Origin of the sequence: Erythrobacter cryptus DSM 12079 (genome assembly GCF_000422985.1) — a bacterium.
Classification (GTDB): domain Bacteria; phylum Pseudomonadota; class Alphaproteobacteria; order Sphingomonadales; family Sphingomonadaceae; genus Erythrobacter; species Erythrobacter cryptus.
Map to the genome: position 1 here is coordinate 103,572 of NZ_AUHC01000005.1, position 17,302 is coordinate 120,873.

The window sequence follows — 17,302 nt, forward strand, 5'->3', positions numbered from 1 at the left end:
CCTCATGCATGTGCGCGTCCTCGTCCGCCTCAAGCCCGGTGTGCTCGATCCGCAGGGGCGCGCGGTGCATCATGCGCTCGAGGGGCTCGGCTTTTCGGGGATCGCGGATGTGCGCGTGGGCCGGCTGATCGAACTCGATCTTGCCGATGGCACCGATCACGCCACGATCAGGCAGATGTGCGAGCAGCTGCTCGCCAACACCGTGATCGAAAGCTACACCATCGAGGCGCCCGCGGCGGGAGGGGCGGACTGATGGGCTTTCGCGCGGCGGTCATCACCTTTCCCGGCTCCAATTGTGACCGCGACATGGCGGTGGCGCTCGAGGCGGTTTCGGGCACGCCGGCGCTCAGGATCTGGCACGGCGATGCCGATCTGCCCGAAGGGCTCGATCTCATCGCCCTGCCCGGCGGCTTTTCCTATGGAGACTATCTGCGCTCGGGCGCGATGGCCGCGCAAAGCCCGATCATGCGCGCGGTGGTGGCCGCAGCGGCACGCGGGGTGCCGGTGCTCGGCGTGTGCAACGGCTTCCAGGTTCTCACCGAGGCGCGGCTGCTGCCCGGTGCGCTGCTGCGCAATGCCGCCCAGCGCTTCATCTGCCGCACCGTCAGCCTCACGGTCGAGACCACGGATTCGCTTTTTACCAGCGCCTACCGGGCGGGCGAGACGATCCGCATTCCGGTCGCGCATCACGACGGCAATTACTATGCCGATGCGGCAACGCTCGATGCGCTCGAAGGCGAAGGGCGGATCGCCTTTCGCTATGCTGAGGAGGTCAACGGATCGGCGCGCGGGATTGCCGGGGTGCTCAGCGCCAACCGCCGCATCCTCGGCATGATGCCCCATCCCGAACGCGCGATCGAACCGGCAGCCCACCCGGCGCTGGGCGGGGCCGATGGCCGGCGCCTGTTCGAGAGCGTGCTGGCGGCGTTGGCCAGCGCCTGAGCGCGATCAGGCGCGCCGCTCGATCGGCTGGCGGAACAGGCTGCGCGCCTCCTCGGCGCTCATCGGGCGGCCGAAATAATAGCCTTGGATATTGTCGCAGCCGAGGTTGCGGATAAGCTCGGCCTCCTCGGCATTTTCCACCCCTTCGGCGGTGGTGGTCATGTCGAGGCTCTTGGCCATGGCGACCACCGCGTTGATGATCGCCAGGCTCTCGGCACTGCCCTGCGCCGCGCCCTGCACGAAGGTGCGATCGACCTTGATTGTCGAGAAGCGCAGCTTGCGCAGATAGCCGAGCGAGGAATAGCCGGTGCCGAAATCATCGAGCGCCACCGAACAGCCCAGCGCCATCACCTGTTCGAGCGCGTTGCGCGCCAAGCTGGCATCGCGCAAAAAGATGCTCTCGGTCACCTCGATCTCGAGCCGCTCGGGCCTGAGGCCGCTTGCCGCGAGGGCCTGCACCACCTCGGCATGAAAGCCCGGTTCGAGCAGCTGCTCGGGCGACACGTTGACATTGACCTTCACATGCTCGGGCCAATTGCGCGCTTCCTCGCAGGCGCGGTGCAGCACCCACTGGCCGATCGGCACGATCAGCCGGGTGTCCTCGGCCAGCGGGATGAACTTGCCGGGGCTGACAAAGCCGTGCTCGGCGCTGTTCCAGCGCACCAGCGCCTCGAAGCTGACCACGCTTTCGCTGCGGGCATCGACCACCGGCTGGAAGTTCAGCACCATCTCTTCGCGCCCCAGCGCCTTGCGCAGCGCCACTTCGAGCTGGCGGCGTTCTTCGGCCGAGGCGTGCAAGGTCGGCTCGAAGCGGCAATGCTCGCCCCCGCCCATGTCCTTGGCGCGATAGAGCGCAAGGTCGGCGTTGCGCATCAACTCCTCCACCGTGGTGCCATCGCGCGGCCCTTCCGCCGAGCCGACGCTGGCCCCGACATAGAGCGTGTGCTGATCGACCTGATAGGGCTCAGACAGGCGCGCGATCACCTGCTGCGCTAGGTCGCGCACCGTCGCGGGCGAGGCGGCATCGCGAATCACGATCGCAAACTCGTCGCCGCCGAGCCGGCCAACCAGCTGATTCTCGCTCATCAATGACTTCAGCCGCGCCGATACCTGTGCCAGCAGCTTGTCGCCGGTCATGTGGCCGAGCGAATCATTGACCGCCTTGAAACGATCCAGATCGACCATAAGCAGCGCGCAGCGGGTGCGCCACTGTTCGGCATAGCGCAGCGCATCGCCCAGCGCTTCGGTAAGCTGCAGGCGGTTGGGCAGCTGGGTGAGCGTGTCGAAGCGCGCCAGATAGGCGATCTTCTCGGAAGACTTGCGCTGTTCGGTCACGTCCGAGCCAACCCCGCGAAAGCCCGAGAAGCGGCCCTGATCATCGCGCATCGGCGTGCCCGAAAGCTCCCACCAGCGCTCCTCGCCCATGATCGTCACCTGCACCAGCAGGTTGGAGAAGTTCTCGCGGTTCTTCAGCCGCTCGGCCAGATCGCGCAGACTGGGCGAATAGTGTCCCCGTTCCCAGCCCGGCCCGGCGATGAGTTCCAGCAGGGACTTGCCCTCGACCTCGGCCTGCGACCGCCCGAGCGCGAAGGCGAAGCGGGGCGAGACCGAGCGCAGCCGCCGAGCCGGGTCGATCTGCCACAGCCAATCGGCCTCGTTCTCCTCGAACTCGCGCAGCAGCAGCGAGACCACCTCCTCCTTCTCGAGCACCGCCGCCTCGGCCAGCCGCGCCTTAAGGAAGATGGTGCGCACCTGGATGGTGGCAACGAGGCAGGAGATGGTGAACAGCACCGCCCCGCCCATCGCCAGCATTTGGCCCGCAAGCGCAAGATGGATCACGATCCCGAGGCCGAGCATGGCGATGTAGATCACCACGCCCAGCGGCGAGGTTGAAAAGACGAAGGTCGAGCAAGCCATCAGCACCATGAGCACCAGCACCATGGTGATGGCCTCGGCCCCGCCGGCGAGCGCCGGGAAGGCCAGCAACGCCCCCACCCAGCACACCGCCGCCGCGACCGCATAGGTGAGCTGCCAGCGCTCCAGCTCCGCCGCCGCGCTGCGGCTGCCCGGGTTGACGAGACGCATGTCGGTCTGGCGGGCCTTGAACAGGATGAAGCCGAGCAGCAGGGCCCATGGTCCCACCAGCGGCGGCCCGATCAGCGGCATGAACACCACGCAGACGAACAGCATCACCAGGGCATTGGCGAACATCCGGTTGCGGCTGGCATAGGCAAGTTCGGCATAGTCATCGCCGCGCAGGCGCGCAGGATCGAATGCCGGATTTCGCGACAGGCCAAGCACGTCGGAAATCGGCAGGCTGGCCGGCACGGCCGGCGGCGGAGAAGGCGCGGGCTGCTGATGCACGCAGGCGCAATTAACGCGCAATGGTTAGATTGCGGTAAAGCCCGCAGCACAATCCTTGCCGCGCGTGCGGGCGCGCTATTCCACCGTCACCGACTTGGCCAGGTTGCGCGGCTGATCGACATCGGTGCCCTTCACCACCGCCACGTGATAGGCAAGCAGCTGCACCGGAACGGCATAGACGAGCGGCGCGATCAGCGGGTGGACCACCGGCATTTCGATCCTGGCGATGCAGCCCTCGCCCGCAGCGGCGATGCCCTCGGCATCGGAAATCAGCACCACCTGCCCCCCCCGCGCGCGCACCTCCTCCATGTTGGAGACGGTCTTTTCGAACAGCGGGCCAGACGGGGCAATCACCACCACCGGCACCTGATCGTCGATCAGCGCGATCGGCCCGTGCTTCATCTCGCCTGCGGCATAGCCTTCGGCATGGATATAGCTGATTTCCTTGAGCTTGAGCGCCCCTTCGAGGGCCAGCGGATAATCCTGACCACGCCCCAGATAGAGCACGTCGCGGGCCGGGACGATAAGGTGCGCCATGGCAGCGATGTCATCATCATGGCCAAGCGCGGCGTTGAGCGCGGCGGGCGCCTCGAGCAGGTGGCGCACGATCTCGGCCTCCTCCTCGCGGGACAGGCGCCCCTTCTTCACCGCCATGTGCGCCGCCAGTGCCGCAAGCACCGCAAGCTGGCAGGTGAAGGCCTTGGTCGAGGCAACGCCGATCTCCGGCCCGGCATGGGTGGGCAGCAGCAAATCGGCCTCGCGCGCCATGGTGCTGGTGGGCACATTGACCACCACCGCGATGGTCTGGCCATTGGCCTTGCAGTGCCTGAGCGCGGCGAGCGTATCGGCGGTCTCGCCGCTCTGCGAGATGAACAGCGCAAGGCCCCCTTCCTCGAGCACCGGCTCGCGGTAGCGGAACTCGCTTGCCACATCGATATCGACCGGCACCCGGGCGAAGCGCTCGAACCAGTATTTGGCCACCATCCCGGCATAGAAGCTGGTGCCGCAGGCAACCAGCGTGAGGCGGCGGATCGCGGAAAGATCAAAGTCGATCTGCGGCAGCGCCACCGAATTGTCCGACAGGCGCAGGTAGGAAGCGAGGGTCTGCGCCACCACGGTGGGCTGCTCGAAGATCTCCTTCTGCATGAAGTGGCGGTAATTGCCCTTCTCCACCGCCGCGGCCGAGGCGCCCGAGGTCTGGATCGGGCGGCTGACCGGCTGGCCCGCGCCATCGAAAATGGTGGCGCCATCGCGGCGGATCACCACCCAATCGCCTTCTTCAAGATAGGTGATGCGCTGGGTCAACGGGGCGAGCGCGAGCGCATCGGAGCCGAGATACATCTCGGCCTCGCGCCCTTGCGGCCCATAGCCCAGCACCAGCGGCGAGCCGAGCCGGGCGCCGATCAGCAGATCGGGATGCTGGCGAAAGGCGATCGCCAGCGCAAAGGCCCCGCGCAGGCGCGGCAGCACGCGGCGCACCGCGGTTTCGGGATCGGCCCCGGCCTCGACTTCGACCGAGATCAGATGGGCCACCACCTCGCTGTCGGTCTCGCTCTCGAAGCGGCGCCCGAGCGCGGCGAGCTGCGCGCGCAGCTCCTTGAAATTCTCGATGATGCCATTGTGGACGATGGCCACCTCGTCGGTGGCGTGGGGGTGGGCATTGGCCGCGGTGGGCGCGCCGTGGGTGGCCCAGCGGGTATGGGCAATGCCGACCATGCCGGGCGCCGGATCGGCCTCGAGCACCCGCACCAGATTGGCAAGCCGGCCCTCGGCCCGCCGCCGCACCAGCGCGCCATCGTGGAGCGTGCACAGCCCGGCGCTGTCATAGCCGCGATATTCCATGCGCCTGAGGCCATCGACCAGCCGGTCGGCCACGGCGCTGCTGCCTACGATCCCGATAATGCCGCACATGATCCTGGCCGATTCCCTGCTGTTTCTTCTCCCGCTCTAGCCGCCGCGCGCGCCGCGACAAGCCCCCGCTAGCCTGGGCCGCCCCGCGCCGGCGCGCCAGCGGGCCGATTTAGGAAAAAACAACCATTCCTACCTATTGACCATGGCCCGAACACCTGCCGCGACGCCGCGGCGGGGATGCAACGTGATGGAAAGCCTTGGGGGCTGAGAATGAGCGCATTCGGCAAGAGAGGCAATGTTGGCGGGATCAAGCCCGGCGCCCGGCCTGCCTTCGGCGTTGCTCGCCCGATGAAGGGCGGCGGGCCCGCGGTTCCGGCCATGCGCGGGGGCGAGCAGTTCCCGCCGATTCCGGGCGAAGCCATGCCGTCAAGCCCGGCGCCGCCCCCCGGACCGGCACAGCCCCGCCCCAATTCCACCGCGGAAGCGCTCGGCCGGCTCAACGAGCGCATGGCGGCGGCTGCCGAAGCGCAGTCGGAAGTCGGCGGGTTCGAGGCGAGCGTCCACAAGATCAAGGAACAGGTGCTCCCGCGCCTGCTCGAGCGCGTCGATCCCGAGGCCGCCGCGACCCTCTCTAAGGAGGAACTGTCCGAGGAGTTCCGCCCGATCATCATGGAGGTGCTGGCCGAGCTCAAGGTCACCCTCAACCGGCGCGAACAATTCGCGCTCGAGAAGGTGCTGATCGACGAGCTGCTCGGCTTCGGCCCGCTCGAGGAGCTGCTCAACGACCCCGACGTCTCCGACATCATGGTCAACGGGCCGGATCAGACCTACATCGAGAAGAAGGGCAAGCTCCAGCTCGCCCCGATCAAGTTCCGCGACGAGCAGCACCTGTTCCAGATCGCGCAGCGCATCGTCAACCAGGTCGGCCGCCGCGTCGACCAGACCACGCCGCTCGCCGACGCGCGCCTCAAGGATGGCAGCCGCGTCAACGTGATCGTGCCCCCGCTCTCCTTGCGCGGCACCGCGATCTCGATCCGCAAATTCTCCGAAAAGCCGATCACGCTGGATATGCTGCGCGACTTCGGCTCGATGTCGGACAAGATGTGCACTGCATTGAAGATCGCGGGCGCGTGCCGGATGAACATCGTCATCTCGGGCGGCACCGGCTCGGGCAAGACGACCATGCTCAACGCCCTCTCTAAAATGATTGATCCGGGCGAACGCGTGCTGACGATCGAGGACGCGGCGGAACTGCGTTTGCAGCAGCCGCACTGGCTGCCGCTCGAAACCCGCCCGCCCAACCTTGAAGGCCAGGGCGCGATCACCATCGGCGACCTCGTCAAGAACGCCCTGCGTATGCGCCCGGACCGCATCATCCTCGGCGAAATCCGCGGCGCGGAGTGCTTCGACCTGCTCGCCGCGATGAACACCGGTCACGATGGCTCGATGTGCACGCTCCACGCCAACTCGCCGCGCGAGGCGCTCGGGCGCATGGAGAACATGATCATGATGGGGGATATCAAGATCCCCAAGGAAGCGATCAGCCGCCAGATCGCGGAAAGCGTCGATCTCATCGTCCAGGTCAAGCGCCTGCGCGATGGTTCGCGCCGCACCACCAACATTACCGAGGTGATCGGGATGGAGGGCGACGTGATCGTGACGCAGGAGCTGTTCAAGTTCGAATATCTCGACGAGACCGAGGACGGGAAGATCATCGGCGAGTTCCGCAGCTCGGGCTTGAGGCCCTACACGCTGGAAAAGGCGCGCCAGTTCGGCTTCGATCAGGCCTATCTGGAGGCCTGCCTGTAAAACGGCGCACGGCGCTTTCGTGCCGCTTTGGCTCAACCCGCCAGCACGGCCGGAAGGCTGACCGCGAGCAGCCCCCCGCCGAGCACCGCGGCGAGCACGAACAGCGTGAGCCACGGCACCCAGCCGACCCGATCAAGGCGGGCGACATCGCGGCGCCGGGTGCGGCGGCGCTCCATCACCGCAGCGATCCCCGCCAGCGCCCAGAACAGCCCGCCCAGAAGGGCAAGCTGGGCCGCGTCGCTGAGCAGTTCGAGCCGGGTGAGAATGTCCATGCCGCGCGCATATGGGGCCTGCGCCCGCTTGCGCAATCCCCGCCGCTCGGCCAAGCGACAGGGCGATGGATGGCTCGATCGCCCGCCCCCGCCCGATGCTCGCGCTCTTCGTCCGACTGCTTGCTGCCTTTGCGCTGGCGAGCATGGGGATGCTGGTCAAGCTGGCAGGGCAGCGCGGCGCGCATCTTGTCGAGCTGATCTTTTGGCGCCAGGCGCTCACCGCGCTGCTGCTGGGCACAGGGATGGTGCTCACGGGCAGGCTGGCGCTGCTCAGGACAAGGCGGCTTGGCGCCCATGCCCGGCGCGCCGCGAGCGGGCTTCTGGGCATGATCTTCACCTATGGCGCGGTGCTGCTGCTGCCGCTCGCCGAGGCGACCACGCTTGGCTTTACCGCGCCGGTCTTTGCCGTGCTCATCGCGATGGTGCTCTTCCGCGAGCGGATTGGGCCCTATCGCTGGGGCGCGGTGGCGATGGGCTTTGCCGGGGTGGTGGTGGTGATGCAGCCCTTCTCGGGCCTCCACGCCGGCGTCACCTGGGCGGGGATTGCGGTGGGCCTCATCGCCCCCTTCATGGTGGCGCTCATCAGCTTCCAGATCCAGGACCTCAATACCACCGAGAACCCCTGGAGCATCGTCTTCTGGTTCGCCGCGCTCTCCGCCCCGATCGCGGCCCTTGCCCTGCCCCTCGTCTGGACGGCGCACGATCCGGCAACCTGGGGGCTGATCCTCGGGATGGGGCTGGTGGGCGCGGCGGCGCAGATGCTGCTCACCACCTCGCTGCGCTTCGGTTCGGCCGCGGTGATCCTGCTGATGGATTACACCGCGCTGCTCTGGGCGAGCCTTTATGGCCAGATGGTGTTCGGGCAGGCGGCACCGGCAAGCCTGTGGCTGGGCGCGCCGCTCATCATCGGCGCCGGGCTGCTGATCGCCTGGCGCGAGCGCCAGCTGGCCAGGGCCCGCATACAAGGGACAAAGCGTGTCGCTTCAGCGGCGAGTCAGGAATAGGCTGGCAGCCGCATGCGTTTGAAGCACCACAACCTGTCCAGGGAGCACAGCATGTTTCGCCAGAGCCTCATCGCCGCCGCGCTCGCCATCCTGACGCTTGCCGCGACCACCGCCTGCAACACGGTTGAAGGCGTGGGCGAGGACATCAAGTCGGTGGGCCGCGCCGGCAAGCGCGCGCTCGACTAGGCCAGCGACCGGGCCGGGCGATAGACCAGCGTCAGATTGTTGGCCGGCATGGCGTGGCGCGCGCTGCGGGCGAGCCCGTGCCCGGCCGCGAGCGCATCGAGCGCTTCGGCCGCGCGCAGCCCCCAGCGCGGATCGCGCGCCTTGAGGCTGGCATCAAAGGCAAGATTGGAAGGGGCCGTTGCAACCCCCTGCTCAAGAAACGGGCCATAGATGATCAGCGGCCCGCCGCTCCTGCCCAAAATCCGGGCAGCACCCCGGAACAGCCCCTCGCTCGCCTCCCACGGGCTGATATGCACCATGTTGATGCACACAATTGCATCAGCCGCGGCCACTGGCCAGGCATCGGGGGCGGCAGCATCGAGCGCCAGCGGCGGCGCGAGATTGGTGCCCGGGTAATCGGCCCGATAGGCCGTGATCGAGGCCAGCGCTTCGGGCGAAGGATCGGTCGGCTGCCACAGGAGTGCGGGGAAGCGTGCGGCAAAATAGACCGCATGTTCCCCGGAGCCTGCCGCAATTTCGAGCACCGTGCCGCGCGCGGGCAGTTCCTGCCTCAGCACCGCCGCGATCGGTTCGCGGTTGCGCAAGGTGGCAGGGGCGTGCTGGCGCACCATCAATTGACCTGGCGCTCGTGGCCTTCCCAATAGGGCGCGCGCAGCTCGCGGCGCAGGATCTTGCCGCTGGCATTGCGCGGCATCACCGCAATCACATCGACGCTCTTGGGCGCCTTGAAGGCGGCGATGCGCGCCCGTGCCCAGGCGATCACGTCGGCCTCGTCGATGGTGTGGCCGGGCTTGGGCACCACGCAGGCCTTGACCTCCTCGCCCCACTTGGCGCTGGGCACCCCGATCACCGCCACCTCGGCAATGTCCGGGTGGCCATAGATCGCGCTTTCGACCTCGGCCGGATAGACATTCTCGCCGCCCGAGATGATCATGTCCTTGATCCGGTCCTGGATATAGACATAGCCATCTTCGTCCATGTAGCCGGCATCGCCGGTGTGCAGCCAGCCATCGGGATCGACGGTTTTGCTGGTGGCCTCGGGCAGCTTCCAATAGCCGCGCATGTTGGTGGGTGAGAGGATGCAGACCTCGCCCACCTCGCCGCGCGGCAATTCCTTGTTGTCAGGCCCGCGCACCTCGATCGCCACCCCGGGGCAGGCCTTGCCGGCCGAGCGCATGCGCTGGTTGCCCTCGGTCGAATGGTCCTCGGGCGGCAGCACCGAGATCGTGCCTGCAGTCTCGGTCATGCCGTAGGCCTGCAGGAACTTGGTGGTGGGCATGGTGCGCACCGCTTCCTTGAGCAGCTCCAGCGGCATGGGCGCAGCGCCATACATCAGATATTTGAGATTGCTGAAATCGGTGGTGGCTGCGCGCGGGTGCTGCACCACCATCTGCAGGGCCGCCGGAACGATGAACAGGTGGGTGGCGCCGGCCTCGATCGCCTCGAGCACCCCGACCGGCGAGAACTCGGCCTGCACCAGGCTGCGCACCCCGCTGGATATGGCGATGTTGACAAGGCCGGTGCCGCCGATATGCGCGCAGGGCATGGCCACCAGCATGCAGTCACCCGGCTCATAGAACTGCCAGTCGGCCCCGGCGGCAATACCGGGATTGCGCAGGGCAAAGAGATTGGCGTTGGAAAGCATCGCCCCCTTGGGATTGCCGGTGGTGCCCGAAGTGTAGAGCTGGAGCACCGGCGCCTCTGGCGGCGGCGGGGTGTAGCTGGCAGGCGCAAACCCCTGCGCGGCGCTGCGCGCCGCTTCGGCCTCGATCACCTCGGGCCGGCTGGGCACCTCCTCGGCCACCTGATGGGCGGTGTCGATGAAGTCCTGATCGGCAAACAGCAGCCGGGCCTCGGTGTCGGTGAGGATATAGGCGATCTCGCGCGGGGCAAGCCGCCAGCCGATCGGCACCATCACCGCGCCCATGCGCGCCGCGGCGATGTAGAGCAGGAAATAGATGTCGCGGTTCTTGCCGAGCCAGGCGATGCGATCCCCCGGATTGACTCCGCGCGCCGCAAGCAGCGCGATCAGCTGGCGGGTGAGCCGATCGGCCTCGGCATAGGTGGTCACCCGCCCGTCCTGATCGAAGGCAGGCAGGTCCGGGCGCTCCCTGGCCCAGAAATGCATGATGTCATCGAAATGCGCGTGATCGTGATAGGCGGTGCGCGCCATGGCCGTGCTTTCTCCCCCAGGCTCTCCTGCCCCAGATAAAGCGCAAGGGCGCCCGCGGGTCCAGCCCTGTGATCTAGCGAAAACGCCCCTGCCGCCGCGCCGCCGGCTCGCGCAGGGCCAGCCACAGGCCAAGGCCAAGCGGCCCGGCAAGGAAGGTCGCCACGAGGATCGGCGCCTGCACCAGCCGGGAGATCTGCTTGGCATCGCCATCGCGCGCGATCCACAACCCGACGAAAAGGTCAAAGGCGAGGTAATGCGTCCAGCCGATCGTCACTCCGGCATCGCTGGCAAAGATCGCGCGCACCCCGGCAATGGTGGAAAAATCGGCCCCGCCCGCACCCGTGGTGGGAATGAGGCCCGAAAGCACGCCGACAAGCCCCACCGCATAGATGAGGCACAAGAGGCCCACGCCAAGATAGAGGATCGCCGAAAGCAGCGCCGGCCAGCGCGGCAAGGCGATCAGCGCGACCCAGGCGATGAGCGCGAGGAGATTGACCATCGAGAACCAGGCGTTCCAGTCGATCATGCCATCTCTCCTGCCTCGGCCTGGCGCCGCCATTCGCGCGCGGCGCGGCGCATGGCCTCGTTGTCATGGGTGAATCGCCCGCCCGCGCGGCGCAGCGTCAGGCCCAGCGCGGCCTCGGCCACCAGCGCCGCATCAATCGAGCGAAACTGCGCCCAGCGCCCGCAAAGCAGCGGATCAATGAGCGGCGCGGCGATGAGCGCGGCGCGCTCGGCCGGGCGCGGATCGTCCACCCGCGCGCCGCGCAGGAGGCCCGGGCGCAGGATGTCGAGCCGGCGGAAACCGAGCGAGGAGAGCGCCGCCTCGGTCTCGCCCTTGGTGCGCATGTAGAAGCTGCGCGCCCCCGGATCGGCCCCGGCGGCGCTGACCAGCACCATGTTGGCAACCCCCACATCCCGCGCGGCGCGGGCCGTGGCCAGCACCAGATCGTGATCGACCGCGCGAAAGGCGGCGCGATCCCCGCCCGCCTTTCTGATCGTGGTGCCCAGCGCACAGATCAGCGCGCGCGGGCGCAGCGCTGCCATCACCTCGCCCCAGCGCGAAGGCTCGGCCACGAACATCTCGAGCCGTGCCCCCGGCGGCAGCGGCGCTTCGCGCCGGGCAAGGCCAACAAGGCGCACCGTGTCGCTGGCACTGGCGCTGGCGATCACCGCGCGCCCGACCAGCCCGGTCGCGCCCACCAGCGCCACGCGCACCGGGCCGCTCACGCGGGCCTCATACATTGATCAGCCCCTCGGGCCGCTTGCCATAGATCCGCGCGACCGCCTCGATTGCGAAGCGATCGCTCATCCCGGCGATGAAATCGGCGATCACCCGGGCGCGCTCGGGATTTTGGGCGGGCAGGCGCGCCTGCCAGGCCTCGGGCATCAGCCGCGCATCCTGGGCGTAGGCGGCATAGAGCCGCGCCACCACGTCGCGCGCGCGCTCGGCCGCGGCGATCTGCTCGGGGTGATAGTAGAGCCTTTCATACATGAAGGCCTTGAGCCGCCGTTCCTGCGCCGCCATCGCCGGGGAGAAGCCGGCAAGCTGGCGCCCGGCGGCGCGCACCTCGGCCACCGAGCCGAGGCCGCGCACCATGGCGGCGGTATGGGCGATCACGTCGTTCACCATCATCCCGATCTGGTCACGCACCAGCTCGCGCAGCAGACGCTCGCGCGGGGCGCGGGGAAAGCGCTTTTCGACCGCCCGCCACGCATCTGCGAGGAAATCGAGCGTGAGGAGCTCATCAAGCGCAAGAAAGCCGGCGCGCAGGCCATCATCGATATCGTGGTTGTCATAGGCGATATCGTCCGCCACCGCGGCCACCTGCGCCTCGAGCGAGGGCCAGGCATCAAGCTGGAGCGGGAAGGCCGCATCAAGCTCAGCAAGGGCCCAGCCCGGCGCGCGCACCGGGCCGTTGTGCTTGGCGAGGCCCTCGAGCACGTCCCAGGTCAAGTCAAGCCCATCGTGATCGGGATAGGGGCACTCGATCCGCATCACCGTGCGCAGCGTCTGGGCATTGTGGCAAAAGCCGCCGTGGCGCGCGAGGGCATCGCCGAGCGCCGCCTCGCCGGCATGGCCGAAGGGCGGATGGCCAAGATCGTGGGCCAGGCACAGCGCCTCGGTGAGATCCTCATCCAGCCCCAGGGCGCGGGCAATCACCCGCCCGATCTGCGCCACTTCGAGGCTGTGGGTAAGACGGGTGCGATAATGGTCGCCCTCGGGGGCGATGAACACCTGGGTCTTGGACTTGAGCCGCCGGAAGCTCATCGAATGGATGATGCGATCGCGGTCGCGCTGGAAGGCGCTGCGGGGCCCGCGCCTTTCGCCCGCGCCGGTGGAGCCGAATTCGCGCCCGCCATGGGCCTCGGGATCGGCGGCATAGGGGGCACGGGTCATCACGGTTCGAGCGCTTAGGCGAGCGCGCGGCGCGGCTCAACCGGAACAGCCAGCGAACATGATGGACAGGAGGCGCTGCCGCGAGAGGCGCAAAGGATTATGGGGCCACTCTCCGGTGATTGGGGGGGAGGAGAGCGGCCCCAAGGGCCCATCGGTGCGACCCGAAAGACCCGGACTTGCCCCTCAAAGTGGTGACACAATCCGCGAGGGCACCTAAGGCGCAGGCGGCAATGTTGCACCCCGCGCATCGGAGCAATGCGACGAGCCGAGGCTGGCGGACGACGAAATGAGTCTTAATGCACCGCCTCGGCGCCGAGGATCCAGTCGGCCGCCGCCTCGCAGTGGATCCGGGTGCTGTCGAAGATCGGCAGGACATTGGCATCGACATCGACGACAAGGTCAAGCTCGGTGCAGGCGAGCACGATCGCCCCGGCGCCTTCCTGCGCCTTGTTGGTGATGATGGTCTTCAAGGTGCGCTCGGCCTCGCGGGTGACCTTGCCCACCATCAGCTCCTCATAGATGATCCGGTCGAGCATCTCGACGAAATCGAGATTGGGCGGGAGCAGGTCGATCCCGTGGGCGACCAGCCGCTTGCGATAGAAGCTCTCGGTCATCACGTTGCGGGTGCCGAGCAGCGCCGCGCGGGTGGCCCCGGCGCGCTGCATGGCCAGGCCCACATATTCGGCGATGTGGAGGATGGGTATGCTGACCGCAGCGGCGACCTCGTCATAGAGGCGGTGCATCGAATTGGCGCCGATGATCAGTCCTTCAGCCCCTGCCCCTTCGAGCCTCCGGGCGCTTTCGCTCAGCACCCCGGCGGCGCGCTTCCAGTCATGCGCCTCGCGCAGGGCGTAGAGCGCGCGGAAATCGAGGCTCTCGATCAGCAGCGGCGCGCTGCTCATCGGGGCGCTGCGCTTCTGGATGCTGCGGTTGATCCGCTCGTAATAGCTCGCGGTCGACACCCAGCTCATGCCTCCGATGATCCCGAGTTTGCGCAAACGCCTGCTCCTTCATGTTCTTGTGCGGTTGCGAAAGGATGTAGGCCAGGCGGCGCGCGCCCGTCCAGAGGCTGAGCGCGGGGTGCGCGGCGGTTCAGCGCGCCTCGCCTGCCGGGACGTGCTCAGCGAGCCAGGCCTCAAGATCGGCAAGGCTCGCGGTGACCGCCTCCTCCTGCGGCAGGTGGCCGACCGCGGGATAGACCACCAGCCGGGCATCGGGCAGGGTGCGCGCCAGCCAGCGCCCGGCCTCGACCGGGATCAGCCGGTCCTCGGCGCCCCACAGGATCAGCGCCGGCGCGCGCACCGCGGCAATGTCCTTTTGGCTCAGCGGCGCATAGGGCACGGAGAAGCGCTCGAGCGTCGCGCGCCGGTTGCCGGGGTAGCGCAGCAATTCCCAATAGCGATCAATCATTGCATCGGTGATGATCGACTTGACCGAAACCGATTGCGCGAGGCTCTTCGCGATCAGGCGGCGCGGGGTGATCTGTTCGATCAGCAGGTTGATCCCCGGCATCCGGGCGAGCTTGAAGCCGATATTGCCGCCGCCGCTCTCGTCCTTGCGCGCGAGGGGCAGCATCGGCGTGCCGCTGGCATCGACCAGCACCAGCCCCGCCACCCGATCAGGGTGGGCGATGGCAAAGGCAAGCGCGTGCTTGCCCCCCATCGAATTGCCGCCAATGATGAAGCGCTTGAGCCCCAGCCTGTCGGCCACCTCTCGAATATCAGCAACATAATTGGCAAGGCTGTAATCGTGGCGCGGGTCGGGGCCAGTGAGGCCATGGCCGACCTGATCGAAGCGGATCACCCGGTAGCGCTGCCTCAGCGCTCTGGCCCAGGGCTCCCAGGTGTGCAGATCGGCGTTGGAGCCGTGCAGCAGCAGGATCGCCGGGGCATCGCGCGGCCCCTCGTCGCGCAGATGAATGGTCACGCCCTCGCCGATCGCCACGAATTGCGAGGGCGGCCCGCCATATTTCGCCCGCATCGCCGCCGCATCGGTATCGGGGGTGCGCAAGGCAAGAAAGGCGATCACCAGGATAGCGATGAGCGCCAGCGCGCCGCGCAGCAGCCACTTCATCAGCGCATCTCCGCGATCCAGCGCCGCACCACGGCAACGCCGCGATGATCGGTGCTGGAGCGACCCAGTTCAGGCATGGCGACGCCCGGTTCGGTGCTCTCCATGCGATAGATGAGGATCGACCGATCTGGCTGGCCGGGGACAATGGCAAATTCATGCCCCCCGGCCCCGCGCCCGGCGGCCACCGGCCGCTTGAAGATGCCGATGGCGTGGGGCTCGGCCTGTTCCCAGCGCAGATCGAGCCCGGAATTGGAGGCGCTCCCCCCGGGCCTGTGGCAATGGGCGCAGTTCACATCGAGATAGGCCCGCGCCAGCGGCGCGGCCGGGCCCTTGGCCGCGCCATCCCAGCGCGGCTGGCTGCCAGCGCCTTCGGGCACGCGGTCGAGCCGCCCGGCGGCAACCATTGCGGCAAGCCAGCGGGCGGAAAGATTGCGCGCCTTGGGACCGATCGGGATCACCGCCCCGTCAAGCGAATGGCAGGTCTTGCACTGGTTCTTGTTGGGAATGGCATAGGAGATCGCCTCGCCCGCCGGGGTCACCACCTCCACCCGCCCGCCGGCAAGGGCAAGGCGCGCCTCGGTCTGCTCGGCGTTCCAGCGATAGGGCAGCGCCACCCAGCCATCGGCGCGGTGGAGCAGCACCCGGGTCTCGATCAAGCGCCGCTCCGCGCCTTTGCCGAAGGCAAAGGTCTTGATGATCGCCGCGCCCACGGGAAAGCGCAGCAGCCCCTCACCATCGGCGGCCAGCCGGGTGCCCGCGGGCAGATAGATGAAGCGCAGCTTTTCCGCCCCGTCCGACCACAGCGGGGTGTTGAGTTCGTAAGCGATCACCCCCGGCGCGGGCACCTGCCGGGCGGCATCGGCAAAGAAGCCGAAGGCGCCGAGCGTGGGCGGGAAGCCCTCGCCCATCACCGCCGCATCGGACACCCTTGCGCCGGCAAGGTGGGCCTGTGCCACCACCCCGCCCAGCGCCAGCGCCGCCGCAACAAGCAACCCCGCACCCAGCCTCACTTGAGCCGCGCCTCCAGCGCCGCCGGCGCGCCGACTTCGGGGAACTCCCAGGTTTCCACCGGGGTCAGCATCAGCGGCCCCGGGCGGGCCTCGGCAATGGACTGGCCGGGCTGTGCAAGGTTGAGCGTCCAGCCCGTCACCCCGGGGGCGATCTTGAGCGCGCTCTCGGGGCTTTGGGCAAGGCCATCCCACAGCACGGGGGGCAGCGCCCCGCCGAAGGCTGCAAGCAGCGCCTCCTTGCCCTCGAGCTGCGGATCGTCCCCGCCGCGGCCGAAGGCGTTGGGGCCGATGATCACGTTGCGCGCATGCGGGTTGTAACGGGGATCATCGAAGGGCTGCATATAGGCAATCACCATCACGTGGGCGGTGGCATTGCCCTCAAAGCTGTTGTTTTCGATCAGCACCCCGTCATTGGCCATCACCAGCGCGCCGGTGCCGCGCCGCACGCTGGCCACGATATTGCCCGGGGGCGCGAAATTGGGGGTGTCGTTGTCCTTCACCACATTGCCGCGCAGGATGACGTTGCCCCCGCCCATCACCGGCAGGCCGGGCAGATCGAAGACCAGCAAGCCGCCGGTGTTGCGGGTGGCGATGTTCTTTTCAACCAGGGCATTGCGGCTGTTCTCGATCTCGATGCCGGCAACGTTGAACTCGACGAGATTGCCGCGCACGGTGATGTCGCGGCTCTGGCCGACATAGATGCCCGCATCCGAGGCGCCGACCACCTTGGAGCGCTGCACCAGCACCCCGGTGCTTTCCACCGGATAGATGCCATAGGCCCCGTTGGTGGGCTTGGGCCCGCCGGTCCATTCGACCCGGAGCGAATCATAGATGATGTTGTCGGCGCCCTTGGACTTGATCCCGTCGCCCTTGGGGTTCTCGATGGCAAAGCCGCGCAGGGTGACATTGTCGCTGGTGACGAGCAGCCCCTCGCCCGCGCCCTGCTGATCGGTGAAATCGAGGATGGTCTTGTCCATCCCCTGCCCCTGCACCGTCACCCCATCGACATCGAGGCTGAGCCCGTCGTTGAGCGCGATGCGCCCTTCACCAATTTCGATCACATCGCCCGGCGCGGCGAGGATCAGCGCCTCCTGAAGCCGCGCCGCCGCGCCCTCGCCCGGTTCGATCCGGTGCACCTCGGCGGCGAGCGGTGCAGCGCTGCACAGAAGCGCGGCGGCAAGTGCCAATCGGTTCATCATCACCTCCCTCTCCCTCAA

Annotated in this window: 17 protein-coding genes; 5 read left to right on the top strand and 12 right to left on the bottom strand. The window is 67.8% G+C overall.

Going from position 1 to position 17,302, the window contains the following annotated elements; translation table 11 throughout:
• Positions 1–4: 4 nt before the first annotated feature.
• Both purS and purQ read left to right on the top strand, forming a co-directional pair.
• A complete protein-coding gene (gene purS, locus G524_RS0105270; protein ID WP_027442775.1) occupies positions 5–253 on the top strand; it encodes a phosphoribosylformylglycinamidine synthase subunit PurS in 249 nt (82 codons plus the stop codon).
• A complete protein-coding gene (gene purQ, locus G524_RS0105275) occupies positions 253–942 on the top strand; it encodes a phosphoribosylformylglycinamidine synthase subunit PurQ (protein WP_027442776.1) in 690 nt (229 codons plus the stop codon). Before purS ends, purQ begins: the two co-directional genes overlap by 1 nt.
• A gap of 6 nt (positions 943–948) precedes the next feature.
• Here purQ and G524_RS0105280 read toward each other — a convergent pair whose 3' ends face one another.
• Together G524_RS0105280 and glmS are read right to left on the bottom strand one after the other, a co-directional pair.
• Positions 949–3,306, bottom strand: coding sequence for a putative bifunctional diguanylate cyclase/phosphodiesterase (locus tag G524_RS0105280; RefSeq protein WP_027442777.1), 2,358 nt, complete (start codon positions 3,304–3,306; stop codon positions 949–951).
• 75 nt (positions 3,307–3,381) lie between these two features.
• On the bottom strand, positions 3,382–5,217 hold the full coding sequence (gene glmS / locus G524_RS0105285) for a glutamine--fructose-6-phosphate transaminase (isomerizing) (protein WP_027442778.1): 1,836 nt from the start codon (positions 5,215–5,217) through the stop codon (positions 3,382–3,384).
• Between the two features lie 210 nt (positions 5,218–5,427).
• Here glmS and G524_RS0105290 point away from each other — a divergent pair, with 210 nt between their 5' ends.
• Complete coding sequence (locus G524_RS0105290) at positions 5,428–6,966, top strand: TadA family conjugal transfer-associated ATPase (protein ID WP_027442779.1); 1,539 nt, start codon at positions 5,428–5,430, stop codon at positions 6,964–6,966.
• A gap of 32 nt (positions 6,967–6,998) precedes the next feature.
• On the opposite strand, the gene G524_RS0105295 is transcribed toward G524_RS0105290, so the two are convergent.
• Positions 6,999–7,238, bottom strand: coding sequence for a hypothetical protein (locus G524_RS0105295; RefSeq protein WP_027442780.1), 240 nt, complete (start codon positions 7,236–7,238; stop codon positions 6,999–7,001).
• Positions 7,239–7,303: 65 nt separating this feature from the next.
• On the opposite strand from G524_RS0105295, the gene G524_RS15055 reads away from it, so the two are divergent.
• A complete protein-coding gene (locus G524_RS15055; RefSeq protein ID WP_051220925.1) occupies positions 7,304–8,242 on the top strand; it encodes a DMT family transporter in 939 nt (312 codons plus the stop codon).
• A 51-nt stretch (positions 8,243–8,293) separates the two neighbouring features.
• Positions 8,294–8,428, top strand: coding sequence for an entericidin A/B family lipoprotein (locus G524_RS0105305; RefSeq protein ID WP_027442781.1), 135 nt, complete (start codon positions 8,294–8,296; stop codon positions 8,426–8,428).
• On the opposite strand, the gene G524_RS15060 is transcribed toward G524_RS0105305, so the two are convergent.
• From G524_RS15060 to G524_RS0105350, 9 genes are all read right to left on the bottom strand, one after another.
• The gene (locus G524_RS15060) at positions 8,425–9,039 is read right to left on the bottom strand and encodes a DUF938 domain-containing protein (RefSeq protein WP_036857472.1); all 615 of its coding nucleotides are present in this window, start codon (positions 9,037–9,039) and stop codon (positions 8,425–8,427) included. The two genes, G524_RS0105305 and G524_RS15060, sit on opposite strands and share 4 nt — an antisense overlap.
• Positions 9,039–10,601, bottom strand: a complete 1,563-nt coding sequence (locus G524_RS0105315; RefSeq protein ID WP_027442782.1) for a long-chain-fatty-acid--CoA ligase — start codon at positions 10,599–10,601, stop codon at positions 9,039–9,041. Before G524_RS0105315 ends, G524_RS15060 begins: the two co-directional genes overlap by 1 nt.
• Before the next feature lie 73 nt (positions 10,602–10,674).
• Positions 10,675–11,127 (bottom strand): ABA4-like family protein, encoded by a 453-nt coding sequence (locus G524_RS0105320; RefSeq protein WP_036857473.1) that lies wholly within the window; start codon positions 11,125–11,127, stop codon positions 10,675–10,677.
• A complete protein-coding gene (locus G524_RS15065) occupies positions 11,124–11,846 on the bottom strand; it encodes an NAD(P)H-binding protein (RefSeq protein WP_245561300.1) in 723 nt (240 codons plus the stop codon). The genes G524_RS0105320 and G524_RS15065 overlap by 4 nt, the downstream gene beginning before the upstream one ends.
• Positions 11,839–13,002, bottom strand: coding sequence for a deoxyguanosinetriphosphate triphosphohydrolase (locus G524_RS0105330; protein ID WP_027442784.1), 1,164 nt, complete (start codon positions 13,000–13,002; stop codon positions 11,839–11,841). The genes G524_RS15065 and G524_RS0105330 overlap by 8 nt, the downstream gene beginning before the upstream one ends.
• Positions 13,003–13,295: 293 nt before the next feature.
• The gene (locus G524_RS0105335; protein ID WP_027442785.1) at positions 13,296–14,000 is read right to left on the bottom strand and encodes an aspartate/glutamate racemase family protein; all 705 of its coding nucleotides are present in this window, start codon (positions 13,998–14,000) and stop codon (positions 13,296–13,298) included.
• A gap of 94 nt (positions 14,001–14,094) precedes the next feature.
• Positions 14,095–15,075, bottom strand: coding sequence for an alpha/beta fold hydrolase (locus G524_RS0105340; RefSeq protein ID WP_027442786.1), 981 nt, complete (start codon positions 15,073–15,075; stop codon positions 14,095–14,097).
• Positions 15,075–16,085: an SO2930 family diheme c-type cytochrome gene (locus G524_RS0105345; protein WP_027442787.1), complete on the bottom strand. Its 1,011-nt coding sequence runs from the start codon at positions 16,083–16,085 to the stop codon at positions 15,075–15,077. The genes G524_RS0105340 and G524_RS0105345 overlap by 1 nt, the downstream gene beginning before the upstream one ends.
• Complete coding sequence (locus G524_RS0105350; protein ID WP_027442788.1) at positions 16,082–17,281, bottom strand: parallel beta-helix domain-containing protein; 1,200 nt, start codon at positions 17,279–17,281, stop codon at positions 16,082–16,084. Before G524_RS0105350 ends, G524_RS0105345 begins: the two co-directional genes overlap by 4 nt.
• Between the last annotated feature and the right edge of the window lie 21 nt (positions 17,282–17,302).

What these genes read in the sequence shown, in the direction of transcription:
- G524_RS15060 (WP_036857472.1), bottom strand. Translation starts at nt 9,039, where the DNA reads ATGGTGCGCCAGCACGCCCCTGCCACCTTGCGCAACCGCGAACCGATC.
- purS (WP_027442775.1), top strand. Translation starts at nt 5, where the DNA reads ATGCATGTGCGCGTCCTCGTCCGCCTCAAGCCCGGTGTGCTCGATCCG.
- G524_RS0105350 (WP_027442788.1), bottom strand. Translation starts at nt 17,281, where the DNA reads ATGAACCGATTGGCACTTGCCGCCGCGCTTCTGTGCAGCGCTGCACCG.
- G524_RS0105295 (WP_027442780.1), bottom strand. Translation starts at nt 7,238, where the DNA reads ATGGACATTCTCACCCGGCTCGAACTGCTCAGCGACGCGGCCCAGCTT.
- G524_RS0105340 (WP_027442786.1), bottom strand. Translation starts at nt 15,075, where the DNA reads ATGAAGTGGCTGCTGCGCGGCGCGCTGGCGCTCATCGCTATCCTGGTG.
- G524_RS15065 (WP_245561300.1), bottom strand. Translation starts at nt 11,846, where the DNA reads ATGTATGAGGCCCGCGTGAGCGGCCCGGTGCGCGTGGCGCTGGTGGGC.
- G524_RS0105320 (WP_036857473.1), bottom strand. Translation starts at nt 11,127, where the DNA reads ATGATCGACTGGAACGCCTGGTTCTCGATGGTCAATCTCCTCGCGCTC.
- G524_RS0105290 (WP_027442779.1), top strand. Translation starts at nt 5,428, where the DNA reads ATGAGCGCATTCGGCAAGAGAGGCAATGTTGGCGGGATCAAGCCCGGC.
- purQ (WP_027442776.1), top strand. Translation starts at nt 253, where the DNA reads ATGGGCTTTCGCGCGGCGGTCATCACCTTTCCCGGCTCCAATTGTGAC.
- G524_RS0105315 (WP_027442782.1), bottom strand. Translation starts at nt 10,601, where the DNA reads ATGGCGCGCACCGCCTATCACGATCACGCGCATTTCGATGACATCATG.
- G524_RS0105330 (WP_027442784.1), bottom strand. Translation starts at nt 13,002, where the DNA reads ATGACCCGTGCCCCCTATGCCGCCGATCCCGAGGCCCATGGCGGGCGC.
- G524_RS0105305 (WP_027442781.1), top strand. Translation starts at nt 8,294, where the DNA reads ATGTTTCGCCAGAGCCTCATCGCCGCCGCGCTCGCCATCCTGACGCTT.
- G524_RS15055 (WP_051220925.1), top strand. Translation starts at nt 7,304, where the DNA reads ATGGATGGCTCGATCGCCCGCCCCCGCCCGATGCTCGCGCTCTTCGTC.
- glmS (WP_027442778.1), bottom strand. Translation starts at nt 5,217, where the DNA reads ATGTGCGGCATTATCGGGATCGTAGGCAGCAGCGCCGTGGCCGACCGG.